Origin of the sequence: Kitasatospora arboriphila (genome assembly GCF_039528095.1) — a bacterium.
In the GTDB taxonomy this organism is placed as follows: Bacteria; Actinomycetota; Actinomycetes; order Streptomycetales; family Streptomycetaceae; genus Kitasatospora; species Kitasatospora arboriphila.
This window is the reverse complement of the sequence record NZ_BAAALD010000018.1, coordinates 22,492-34,463: the sequence shown is the minus strand read 5'-3', so window position 1 is coordinate 34,463 and position 11,972 is coordinate 22,492. Positions and strand designations below refer to the sequence as shown.

General features: G+C 75.0%; 9 protein-coding genes. 2 read left to right on the top strand and 7 right to left on the bottom strand.

The features are described 5' to 3' along the window. The 6 genes from ABD353_RS12360 to ABD353_RS12335 all read right to left on the bottom strand — a co-directional run. Positions 1–697 (bottom strand): C40 family peptidase (locus ABD353_RS12360; RefSeq protein WP_344623585.1); only part of this gene is annotated, 697 nt, incomplete at its 3' end. A gap of 200 nt (positions 698–897) precedes the next feature. After that, positions 898–3,423, bottom strand: coding sequence for an acyl-CoA reductase (locus tag ABD353_RS12355; protein ID WP_344623584.1), 2,526 nt, complete (start codon positions 3,421–3,423; stop codon positions 898–900). Then, positions 3,420–4,586: a LuxE/PaaK family acyltransferase gene (locus tag ABD353_RS12350; RefSeq protein WP_344623637.1), complete on the bottom strand. Its 1,167-nt coding sequence runs from the start codon at positions 4,584–4,586 to the stop codon at positions 3,420–3,422. Before ABD353_RS12350 ends, ABD353_RS12355 begins: the two co-directional genes overlap by 4 nt. Positions 4,587–4,597: 11 nt before the next feature. Next, a complete protein-coding gene (locus ABD353_RS12345; RefSeq protein WP_344623583.1) occupies positions 4,598–5,740 on the bottom strand; it encodes a GNAT family N-acetyltransferase in 1,143 nt (380 codons plus the stop codon). Next, positions 5,737–7,041 (bottom strand): MFS transporter, encoded by a 1,305-nt coding sequence (locus ABD353_RS12340; RefSeq protein WP_344623582.1) that lies wholly within the window; start codon positions 7,039–7,041, stop codon positions 5,737–5,739. Before ABD353_RS12340 ends, ABD353_RS12345 begins: the two co-directional genes overlap by 4 nt. Continuing rightward, the gene (locus ABD353_RS12335) at positions 7,038–8,300 is read right to left on the bottom strand and encodes a phenylacetate--CoA ligase family protein (protein WP_344623581.1); all 1,263 of its coding nucleotides are present in this window, start codon (positions 8,298–8,300) and stop codon (positions 7,038–7,040) included. Before ABD353_RS12335 ends, ABD353_RS12340 begins: the two co-directional genes overlap by 4 nt. 510 nt (positions 8,301–8,810) lie before the next feature. Between ABD353_RS12335 and ABD353_RS12330 the strand changes: the two genes are divergently transcribed. After that, positions 8,811–9,848 (top strand): alpha/beta hydrolase, encoded by a 1,038-nt coding sequence (locus tag ABD353_RS12330; RefSeq protein WP_344623580.1) that lies wholly within the window; start codon positions 8,811–8,813, stop codon positions 9,846–9,848. Positions 9,849–9,902: 54 nt separating this feature from the next. Here ABD353_RS12330 and ABD353_RS12325 read toward each other — a convergent pair whose 3' ends face one another. After that, the gene (locus ABD353_RS12325; RefSeq protein ID WP_344623579.1) at positions 9,903–11,414 is read right to left on the bottom strand and encodes an MFS transporter; all 1,512 of its coding nucleotides are present in this window, start codon (positions 11,412–11,414) and stop codon (positions 9,903–9,905) included. A 199-nt stretch (positions 11,415–11,613) separates the two neighbouring features. Between ABD353_RS12325 and ABD353_RS12320 the strand changes: the two genes are divergently transcribed. Continuing rightward, complete coding sequence (locus ABD353_RS12320; RefSeq protein WP_344623578.1) at positions 11,614–11,964, top strand: YciI family protein; 351 nt, start codon at positions 11,614–11,616, stop codon at positions 11,962–11,964. Positions 11,965–11,972 lie beyond the last annotated feature (8 nt).

Below are 11,972 nucleotides of genomic sequence, written 5' to 3'. Positions count from 1 at the left end.
TGGTGGGGGAGGCGTAGACGGGGGCGTTGGCGAAGGTGTCGACCCAGTACCTGGTGGTGCCGGACGGCGGCGGGGTGGAACCGCCGGGGCCGTAGAGGCGGACGGCGCCGTAGTAGTCGCCGTGCGAGGACAGCGCGGCCACCTGCACGTGGCCGCCGGAGTACGGCGCCTCGGCGATGTATCCCTGGCCCAGGTACATCGCCACGTGGTGGATGGTGGACGGGGTGCCCCCGAAGAACACCAGGTCGCCCGGGAGCAGCGGGCCCGTCCCGTCGCTCCGGAGGAATCTCGCCACCGCGCGCGAGGTGGTCCACTGGGTGGTGGTCACGCCGTTGATGACGTCCGTGCCCACGGCGAGGTAGTAGGCGTAGCGGACCATGCCGGAGCAGTCCAGGCCCTTCACGTGGCAGTCGTTCGGTGCGCCGTTCGATGCGTCGCAGATCCCGTACGAGGGGCCCGGCTGCCCGCCGTGGCCGCCGCCCCACGAGTACGGCGTGCCGATCAGGCTGCAGGCCGCGTTCACGGCCGAGTCGGCCTGTGGCGCGGCACCGGGGGAGAGGACTCCGCAGGCGGGTGCGGCGTGGGCGGCCTGCGCGCCGACGAAGAAGACGGCGAGGGAGGCGAGTACGGCCAGCAGTGCGGCGAGGCGCAGGGGCGGAAGGGACCGCCGGGGTAACGGGTCGACGCGCGTAGTCACAGGGCATCCTCGGGGGCGTGTGCCACAAGTGGCAGCAACGGAAGGGGGGTTGGTGGCGGACATTCAAGCACCGCACGGTCCGCATCCGACAGGCCCGGGTGAAAACAATTTCTGCAAGCCGCGTGCACGCGGCGCCGAGGTGGCCGTGGGGGAACCCGGCGGGGCCGGTGGCCCCGCCGGGAGTCGGGGTGTCGTGGACGTCAGGCGGTGGCCGGCCTCCGGTCGACGACGGTGCGGAGCTTGCCGCTGGTCGGGGTGCGGTCGAAGGCGCTGGTGGGGACGGTCTCGACGGTGCAGGTGAGGAGCGACTCGGCGGTGGCCGAGGCCAGTTCGGGGACGGTGGCCAGGAAGACGTCGAGGGCGGCCTCCGGGGCGGGGGCGTAGCGTTCGTCGAGGCGGACGGTGAGGTGTTCGCGGACGGGGTCGGCGTCCACGAGCAGCTGGAGTTCGCCGCGGTAGCCGAGGTGTTCCTCCGCCACCGTCATGAGGCGGCGGACGTTGAGGAAGTAGGTGCCCACCCGGACGACGTCGCCGTGCCGGCCGAGGAGTTCGATCCGGGGGGTGTGGCTGCCGCAGGGGCAGGGGCCGTCGACGCTCCGGCCGAGGTCGCCGATCTGGTACCGCTCCAGGCGCTGGCCGGCCCGGGTGCGGGTGGTGAAGACGAGGCGGCCGGGCTGTCCGGCGGGGACGGGCCGGTCGGTCTCCGGGTCGAGGATCTCCAGGGTGTGGAGCTCGGTGAGGACGTGGTGGACGGAGCCCTCGGCGTGGGTGCACTGGTAGCCGAGCGGTCCGAGGTCGGTGCTGCCGTACGCCGCCGAGCGGATCGACTCGACGCCGAACTCCTCGGTGAGCACCCGGCGCTGTTCGGCGGTGAAGTGCTCGCCGCCGTAGAACACCTTGCGGATCCCGCCGTAGGCGCGCAGCACCGCGCCCTGGTCGTGGAAGAGCTGCCAGAGGTAGGAGGGCATGCCGAACACGGTGTCCGCACGGTGGGCGACGAGCGCCTCGGCGGTGGCGGCGTGGTCGGGTCCGGCCGCGATCGGCAGCTGGGTGGCGTTCAGCCGCTCCAGGATGGAGAAGAAGCTGATGAAGCTGCCGTACATGCCGCCGCAGTAGAAGAGGTTGGCGGCGCGGTCCCGGGCCGGGTCGAAGCCGGCCGCGAGCAGGCCGTTGGCGCTGGCCCGCATCTGGGTGTCGTAGTCGGCGTTGGTGAAGACGGACAGTGCCGGCGCGCCGCTGCTGCCGCCGCTGCGGAAGTACAGGTGGGCGTGTTCGGGTGCGAGGGTGCGCAGTTGCTCCTGGACGCCCGGCTTGTCGAGCAGCGGCCCGCCCGGCGCGGCGGGGAGGGCCTGGGGCCCGGCGAGGTCGTCGAGGCAGGCGGTGGTGGCGAAGGCGGCGTCGGTGCGGACGGCGACCCGGCGGCTGTAGCGCTGGAGCGCGTAGACGCCGTCGTGGGGTTCGCCGTGGTAGCTGTCGAGCATGGCGCCGACCGGGGTGACCCGTAGGACGCCGGCGGCGAGCACGGCCTGCGCGAGCCGGGCGGTGTCGGCGCGGTCGGCGCCGATCGCGGCGGTCTGCAGGTAGCGGCGCATCGGCCGCAGCACGGCCATGACGGAGGCGCGGGGCAGCGGCTTGACCCAGATCGAGCGGTTCAGCGGGGAGGCGGCGAGGGCCGGGCGGGTGTCGGCGAGGACGCGCCAGGAGCCGTCCTCGGCGGCGAGGACCCGGGTGAGGCCGAGGTGTTCCTCCAGCCGGGCGAGCAGTTCGGCGGTGGTGATCTCGGCGTGCTCGGCCGGGTCGAGGACCGGGCGGGGCGACGCGGCCGAGGCGGCGGCGAGATGCGTGGCGAAGCGGTCGGCGAAGGCGAAGACCTCGGTCTCGTCCTCGGTGTCGAGGTAGACCACCTGGGGGCTGGAGCAGGCCTGCTGTTCGAGGCGGCAGACGTCGGCGGCGAGCGCGTCCAGGGTGGCGGTGTCCGACCAGGCGTCGCGGGTCAGGTAGGCGAACGAGATCCGGTGGCCCCACTCGACCAACCGGCAGCCGGACGGCACGAGTTCGGCGACCGAGCGGACGGCCTCCTCGCCGCCCCAGACGGCCACCGCGTCGGCGGGCTCGCAGAGCAGGCGCAGCCAGTCGGTGCGGCCGGAGGGGAAGCGCAGGGCGACGGTGCGCCGGGCGATCGCCCCGGTCGGGTCGGCGTCGGCCAGTGCGGCGAGCAGGTGCTGCGCGAGCAGGGTGTCGCCGCTGCTGGTCTTCAGCACGTTGAGGTTGCCGGTGAGCAGGCCCTCGACCACGCTGAGCGGGGCGACCGCGGCGGCGTTGCCGGGGGCGATGTGGACCAGCAGGCCGACGGGTGCCCAGGCCTCGAAGACGGTCTCCCGGGCGTCGGGCCGGACGAGGCGTTCGGGGCGCAGCGCGCCGAGTTCGCGGCGGAGCTTGCGTTCCAGCGCGGGCCGGTCGACCGCCCCGGCGATCTCGTCGAGGACGGCGGCCGCCTCCCCGGCGTCGAGGCCGTCGGCGGCGAGTTCGGCGAGCAGGCGGGACCGGACGGGGTCGCCCGCGGAGCGGAGGCTGTCGGCGAGGCGGGCGCAGGCGTTCAGCACCGTCTCGGCGGGCAGCGGTTCGGCGAGCACCTCGGCGGCCAGCGCGGGCAGGTCGGCGAGCCGCCGGGCGGCCTCCTCGTCGGCGACGAAGGCGCCCTGCCAGTAGTGGGGTGCGGTGGTCACGACATTCCCTTCAGGAGTTCGGCGGCGGCGGCCGCGCAGGTGCGGTTGCGGCTGATCCCGGCACGGCCGTGGACGGTGAACCACGGGGTGGCCAGCGGACAGGGGCACGCGTCGCCAGGGTGCAGCGAGGCCAGGTCGCCCATGACGACGCTCTGCGCGGGCACCGAGGTGATGTACGGGGAGACCAGGTGCAGGAAGCCGGGCTCGCCGTACGGCAGCGGCTCCAGGGTGCGGGTGTCGCGGACGGCCACCCGCGACCAGACCGGGGCGTGCAGCCGGTGGTGCCCGCACTCGATGTACGGCACGCAGTGCTCGACGGAGCCGAAGGTGTCCCGGATCCGGTCGGAGGGGATGCCCAACTGCTCGGTGACGGCGGCGTAGAACGCGTCCTTGCCGATCTGCCGGTCGGTGTGGCCCTTCCAGCCGCCGCCGAGCAGGACGAGCGAGCCGGCGGGCAGCTGCAGCGGCGGCAGGCCGAGGGCGCGCATCCGCTCCAGGGTGAAGTGCAGGAAGGCGGGGAAGCCGAGGAGCCGCACGGGCAGCCCTTCGTCGGCGTACCGCTGCAGGGCCTCGATGCAGCCGTGGACGTCGAACTCGTGGCCGCTGCCGGTGTGCCGCAGGGCGTGCGCGGTGCGGTGTGCGGGCGCGAAGTCGCACAGGTAGTTGTCGGTGAAGGAGGTGCCGAGCTTCAGCTGCGGTGCCGGTTCGTAGCTGTACAGCAGGTAGTTGACGGGCTGTTCGGGGGTGATCCAGCCGTAGTGGTCGAAGATCCGGGCGACCATGCGCTGGGCGGAGCGGATCGTCCAGGTGTCGAAGAACATCTGCGACTTCTGGCCGGTGGTGCCGGAGGAGGTGAGGTGCAGGAACACCTCCTCCCGCGGGATCGACAGCACCTCGTGCCGCTTGAAGAAGTTGGCGTGCACCAGCGGGGTTCGGACGTCCGTGCCGACGGTCGGGGCCGGGGTCTCGGCGGGCCCGGCCAGCAGCGAGCGGAGGAACGGCGAACGCTGCGCGTGCCAGGCGTTGGTCTCGGCCATGGCGGCGGCGAACAGCGCGTCGGCGTCCGGTCCGGCGGTGTACGGGTCGGCCAGGTCGCACAGCTGCTGCAGGTGCGCGAGCGCGGCGGGGTCGGGGACCCCGACCGGTGCGAGATGCGGGTTCAGGGCGGGGACGGTCACGGGGCAACCTCGGGAAGGGTCAGGTAGGTCGAGGTCCAGGCGGTCAGGTACGACTCCAGGTACGGCCGCAGCCGCGGGCCGGCGGCCGTGGCCCGGAAGTCGATCTGGCGGCTGGTCCGGGACAGCACGACGTAGTCGTGGAACCGGTCGCCGATCCGGCGCATCGCCGGGTAGACGGCGCTCGGGATGAATCCGGCGGCGAGGAAGGCGTCGAGCGCGGCGGTGTCGGCCAGCGGCAGCAGCGTCTCGACGTAGTCGGCGCCCGCGCGGGTGACGGCCGCCATCAGCGGCTCCAGCGCGCCCGCGACGGCCGCCGGGGACGGGTGCACGGCGACCAGCGAGCAGCTCGCCGCCACCGGGTCCAGGTCGGCGTACGCCTCGAAGGCGCCGTCCGGCGGGGTGAGCACGGCGTTCGGCAGGTGCAGCGGGAAGAACCGCGCGCCCGGGTCGGGGAAGAGCTCCAGGAACCGGCGGCGGACGAAGCCGGGCGCGGTGATCAGCTCCATCGGTGCGGTCGCCGGCGCACTCCGCCCGGCCGGGCGGGCCCGGGCGGCGGCCGCGCGCGGGCGGCCGTGGTCGAGGCCGGTGCTGCGCCGGGCCGCCTCCAGCAGCCGCAGCAGGGTGCCCTCGTCGGCACCGACGGTTGCCCGCCGGGCCAGCACGCCGTCGGCGTGCCGGGCGAACAGGGCGAGGCTCTCGCAGCCGGCCACCTCGACCGCGTTCGGCAGCAGGCCGAGGGCCCGGAAGCCGTGGCGGACGAAGACCTGCTGCGGGCCCGGGGTGACCACCCGGACGGTCGCGTACACGGAGTCCAGCGCGCCGCTCGCGAAGGCGTCCGCGCAGACCGCGGCGGTCAGCCGCCCGGCCAGTCCGCCGCCGCGTTGCTCGGGGTGGACGGCCAGGCCCACCAGCTTGCCGATCCGGCTGCCCGGGTCGGTCTGCACCGCCACCGATCCGGTGAGCCGGCCACCGTCCTGACGGGCCGTCAGCCAGTGGGTGTGCGGGTCGGCGATGAGCCGGCGCATCTCCTCGGGGTCACTGCCGAGCGCGACCGGGTAGCCGTGGCCGTAGACGTCGAAGTAGAGCTGCCGTAGCTGGGCGACGTCCTGGGGCGCCGCAGGGGCGATCGTCGAGGTCACGCCGCGCCCCCGATCGGGCCGGAGTCCGCGATCGGACGGGCGTCCGCCGACGGCTCCCGGTGGCCCGTCCACCACAGCGCGGCGGCGACCGGCAGCACGCCGAGGGCCTGGACGAGGCAGAGCGTCCGCGGCGACAGGTGGTCGCCGAGCGCGCCGAAGAGCAGCGAGGACACCGGCAGAACGGCCCCGAGCAGGGCCTGCATCACCGCGAAGAAGCCGGCCCGGTCCTCGGCCGGCACGGTCCGCTGGAACAGCGCCACGAACCGCACGCCGATCACGCCGACGCACCAGCCGGCGACGGCCATCGCGGCGAGTGCGGTGGCCCGGCCGGCGGCCAGCCCGGGCAGGGCGAGGGCGGCGGCCATCAGGCCGAGGCAGCCCGCACCGATCGCCGTGGGCGCGCCGGGGAGGCGGCCGCCGGTGGCCGATCCAGCCAGGGTGCCGAGGCCGAGGGCGGCCTCCAGGGCGGCGACGGTCGTGCCGTCGGAGTGCAGCACCCCGCGGGTGTACAGCGGCATCACCACGAAGACGGCCGTGGTGAACAGGTTGGCCGCGGTGAAGCAGAGCAGCACCCGCCGGACGAAGGGCAGGTCGGCCAGGATCCGGCGCAGCGGTCGCCGTTCGGCGCGGGCGCCGCCGTCCGCGGCCGGGGCGGCGGGGAACCTGGTCGCGCCGATCAGTGCGGCGGCGAGCAGGTAGGCCCCGGCGCAGCCGGCGACCACGCCGGGCAGGCCCGCGGCGTCGACCACCAGCGGTCCGAGCAGGCCGCCGGCGAGGCCGGCGATGGACTGGGTGGCGAGTTCGAAGCCGGTCGCGGTCTCCAGGTCGGCGTCGTCGACCAGGTCGGGGACGGCGGTGGTCAGGCAGGGGTCGAAGACGGCCTGGCAGCCGGCGAGCAGCAGCGCGGCGCCGTAGGCGAGGGCGGTCGGCGGGGTCGCGGCGTACGTCCAGCAGGCGGTGGCGAGGGCGGCCAGGCCGGCGACGGCGGCCGCGGTGCCGAGCACCGTGCGGTGCGGGCAGCGGGCGACGATCGCGGCGACCAGGGGCACCAGGGCGACCGCGGGCAGGGTGCTGACGGCGAGGAAGGCGCCGGAGGCGAGGCCGCGGTCGGGCCCGGCGGCGTAGCCGACCAGCCACCAGACCGCGCCGACCTGGAACATCCGTCCGGCGGCCTGGGTGAGCACCTGGGCGGCCCAGACGGCGCCGAAGCGCCGGTTGCGCAGGACGAGCGGCAGACGGCGCCCGGTGAGCCCGGCGAGCCGGGCCGGGCCGGTGTGCCCGGCCGTTCCGGTGGCGGTCATGAGTGCGGCCGTTCGTCGAGGACGCGGAGCAGCTTGCCCGTGCGGGTGTTGACGGCGAGTTCGTGGTGGCGCACCCAGTCGACGGAGAGCGGGTGGACGTGGCCGGCGGCGACCGCCTCCGGGTAGAGCGGCCGGGCGGTGTGCACCGCCCGTTCGACGGCGGCGGCCGTCGCGGCGAGGCCGTCGGGGCCGCCGTTCCCGGCGAGGCGCAGCACCAGGCCGTCCCGGCCGTCCCGGCGGCGCACGACCAGTTGCACCCCGGTCACCAGGCCGGCGGTGTCGGCGGCCCGGACGAGGTCGAGCACGTCCTCGGTGTACAGCGACACCGGGCCGACCCGGACGCCCTCCTGGGCGCGGCCGAGGATGCGGAACCGGCCGGCGGAGGCGTCCGTCCAGGCGGCGCGGTCCCCGACGGGGTAGCGCAGCACGGGCATCAGCCGCCGCCGCATGTCGGTCACCACGACCCGGCCGGGCACGCCCGCTTCGGTGATCGGCTCGCCGGTGTGCTCGTCCAGGATCTCGACCACGGTCTCCGGGGCGAACACCCGGTGCACCCGGGTGTCCTCGCCCGGGACGGGACGGCCGAGCAGGCCGGCGTCGACGGCGGCGTAACCGACCGACGACACCCGGGCGTTGGGGAACGCCTTGCGGAGCAGCGGTTGTTGGTCCTGGAAGAGGCCCTCGCCGCCGAACAGCAGCAGTTCCACGTCCGGCAGTTCGCGGCCGTCGGCGAGGAGGTGGTCGGCGAGTGCGCACAGCGTCGTCGGGGTGCCGGCGACCACCTGGGCGGCGAACTGCTCCAGGGTGCGGCCGGTGGAGGCGAGCGGTGCCGCCCCGCCGATCGGCAGCCGGACGTTGGCGACGGGGGAGTGCTGCAGTGCGTCGAGGACGAAGGTGTGACTGGCGTACAGGTCACCGGCGTAGAAGAGGTCGGCGACGCGGTGGCCGGGGCGGAGGCCGGCGTCGACCAGCCCGCTGCCGAAGGAGGTGGTGAACTCCCGCCACTCCTCCCGGCTGTAGAAGGAGAACTTCGGGGCGCCGGTGGTGCCGCCGCTCTTGAAGACCACGGCCTCGGTGAGGGGGCCGGTCAGCAGCCGGTTGTCGCGGGGCGTGTTCGCCCGCCAGAACTCGGCCTGCGGGACGACCGGCAGGTCGGTCAGCCGCTCCGTCCGGTCGGGCAGGCCGGCGTACAGCTCCGCGTAGAAGGGTGAATTGCGGCGGACGAAGCGAATGAGTTCCGCTGGTGGGTGAACGGGCATCGATTCCTGCTCTGGGGCATGCGCGGGCGGAACGGGTCGCGGGGGTGGTGCGATCCCGCCCCGGACGATCGGGTGCGACGGATTGCGGTCGGCACTCCGCAGAGGTCGGGCGGGTGCGGATCGTCAGAGAGTTGACGTGAAGTAAGGAGCGTTTGGCTTCTCGCTCGATGAAAATGAGGCTAGCACCTTCACCAGCCTTTGGATTCCAGCCGTAAGGCCCCTGGGAGGGTAGACCGGGCGGTGATCTGAGCCCCGGTCAGGGGTGATTCGGGCACGTCGCAATGGCGTGGTGAGATACGTCTCAGGAGGGCAATTTCCGGTTGAAGGAGAAACATTTCAGGTGTGGTCGCCGGATTCCGCTACGGATGCCGGAATTGCCACCCGCCGTTCGGCGGGGACGGCATCCGCCGACCGGCGGGAGCGCCGCCGGGGCAGCGGATCCGAAAGCGCACCACGGGCTCGCTCCGGCTGGCAGGCTGTCCCGGACGGCACGGCGAGGAGGGGGCTGGGATGGGCACCGGTGGACCGCCACGGCAGGACGGGCAGGCCGCGCCCGCGCCGCCCCTCGACCCGGAGCTGCGGGCCGCCCTGGCCGCCGCGGGAGCGGCCGCACGCGAGCGGGTCACCCCGGAGAACCTCGCCGCCGTCCAGCGCCGGGACGCCGGGGCGCGGCCCCGGCCGACCCTCCGGGAGCTGCGGGCGGACGGCCGGTTCGAGGTGGCGGAGCTGACCGCGCCCGGCCTGCACGGCGGCCCCGAGGTGCGGCTCGTCCTCGCCCGGCCCGCCGGCGTGCCCGGACCGCTGCCGCTGCTGTACTACCTGCACGGCGGCGGCATGGTGATGGGCAACGCCCGGTCCGTCGTGCCGCGGCTGCTGCGCGAACTCGCCCTGCCGCTGCACCTCGCCGTCGTCTCCGCCGAGTACCGGCTCGCGCCGGGGACCCGCTACCCGGGACCGCTGGAGGACTGCTTCGCCGGGCTCGTCCACACGGCCGGCCGGGCGGCCGGGCTCGGCCTGGACGCGGACCGGATCGTCCTCGGCGGCAAGAGCGCCGGCGGCGGCCTCGCCGCGGCACTCGCCCTGCTGCTCCGCGACCGCGGCGGCCCGGCGCCGATCGGCCAGTTGCTGCTGAGCCCGATGCTCGACGACCGCGGCAGCACCTTCTCCAGCCACCAGATGGCCGGCGTCGACACCTGGGACGTGACCTCCAACGCCACCGCCTGGCAGGCCCTGCTGGGCGACCGGTACGGCGCCGCCGACCTCCCGCCGCACGCGGCCCCGGCCCGCGCCACCGACCTGTCCGCGCTGCCGCCGGCCTACCTGGAGGTCGGCTCCGCCGAGACCTTCCGCGACGAAGCGGTGGCTTATGCCGACGCGATCTGGCGGGCCGGCGGCGAGGCCGAACTGCACGTGTGGCCCGGCGCCTGCCACGGCTTCGACACGCTCGCCCCGCAGGCCACCCTCAGCCGCGACGCCCGCGAGGCGCGCCGCCGCTGGCTGCGCCGGATCCTCCGGGTCCCGGGCCCCGGCAACGGCGCCGCACCGTGACGGCCGGGCGCGGCCCGGAGCCGTGCTCCGGGCCGCGTCCCGCCGATCGGCCGCTCACCCGTCGGAGCGCGCCGCGACCGCGGTCCGGCCCGCCCGCACCGCACGGGCGGCAGCCTCCGGCCCCGCCTCCGGGGACGGTCCCGCCTCCGGCGGCGGCGTCGTCCTGCGGGGTGCGAGCAGCGCCGAGGCGATGCCGGCGGCGGCCAGCGCCGCGCCCACCCACAGCGCCGGCTTGAAGGCGTCGACGAAGGCGTCGGGCGTGCCGTAGACGCCGGGGCCGGTGAACACCGCCGCGAGCACGGCCACGCCGAACACGCCGCCGAGTTCGCGGATCGCGCTGTTCGCCCCGGAGGCGACACCCGCCTCCTGCGGCGGGACGGCGCCCATCACCGCGTTGGCCACGGTCGGGAAGCACATCGAGGTGCCGACGCCGGCCACCGTGAGCGCGATGCTCAGCTGCGCGTACCCCATGCCGGGGTCGGCGATCGCGGCGACCCAGCCGAGCCCGGCGGCCTGCAGGGCGAGCCCGGCCGCCATGAACGGCCGGTTGCCCCACCGCTCCGAGAGGGCGCCCGCGAGCGGTGCGACCACCATCGGCGTCGCCGTCCACGGCAGGATCCACAGGCCCGCGGCGAGCGGCGAGTTGCCCAGCCCGATCTGCAGGAACTGCGACATCAGGAAGAGTGCGCCGAACAGCGAGGCGTACATGAAAAAGCTGACGCCGTTCGCGGTGGAGAAGCCCCGCAGCCGGAACAGGCCGAGCGGCAGCATCGGGTAGCGGGCCCGCCGCTGCCGGGCGAGGAAGCAGGCCACCAGCACCGCTCCGGCCAGCAGCGAGAGCACCACCTCGGCGCTGCCCCAGCCGGCCGTGTTGGCCCGGACGAGCCCCCAGGTCAGGCCGAGGAAGCCGGTGCCGGCCAGAGCGAGACCGGGGAGGTCGAGGCGGGGCCGGGGGCCGAAGCTCTCGGTCAGCCGGCGCAGCGCGAGCGGGGCCAGCACGAGGCCGATCGGGACGTTGAGCCAGAAGATCCACTGCCAGTCGAGGCCGTCGGTGATCGCTCCGCCGACCACCGGACCGGCGGCGACGGCCAGGCCCGCGATGCCGCCCCAGAGCCCGATCGCGGCCCCGCGCTTCTCGGCCGGGAAGGCCTGGCTGATCAGGGTGAGGGTCAGCGGCATCACGATCGCCGCGAAGCCGCCCTGCACCGCGCGGGCCGCGATCAGGGCGCCCACCGAGGTGGAGAGCGCGGCCGCGGCGGAGGCGGCGGAGAAGCCGAGCAGCCCGACGGCGAACATCCGCCGCCGGCCGAACCGGTCGCCGAGCGCCGCCCCGGTCAGCAGCAGGCAGGCGAAGGACAGGTTGTAGGCGTTGACCGTCCACTCCAGGTCGGTGAGTTTCGCGCCCAGGTCGACCCGCAGCACCGGCAGCGCGGTGGTGACGACCAGGGTGTCGAGGGCGACCATGAACAGGCCGAGGGACGCCAGGACGAGGGTCCACGTCTGGTGCGGCCGGCCGGCGGCCGGGGCGGCGGACCCGGGGGCGTGCGGGGTGACTGCGGAGGGCATGGGAGGCGCTCCTTGCGGATCGGGTGCCGGAATCGGTCTCACTCGACCGACGGACGGCCGGGCGCCGGATCGACAGGAAACGTCGGAGAATCTCCCGGAACGGAAGAATTGTCCGCAGAGGTGTCGATCCGGTCGGGCGCCGACCGTCGACATGACGGGAGGGCCCGGCCGGCGGGCCCGATCGAGAAGGGATCGCGTCATGGCGCAGTACCTGATCCTGGTCTACCGGGACGAGGCCCGGGTGGCCGCCGCCTCCGCGGACGAATGGGAGGCGGCACTCAAGGACCACCTCGCGTTCCAGGAACGCAACGCGGCCGCCCTGCTCGGGGCCAACGCCCTGCACTTCACCGAGACGGCCACCTCCGTCCGCCCGGACGGCTCCGGCGGCTTCGCCGTCACCGACGGGCCGTTCGCCGAGACCAAGGAGGCGCTCGGCGGCTACTACCTCGCCGAGGCCGCGGACCTGGACGAGGCCATCGCCCTGGCCCGGCAGGTCCCGGCGCACTTCGGCGGCGGCGTCGAGGTCCGGCCCGTCCGGGTGTTCGACTGACGGGGCCC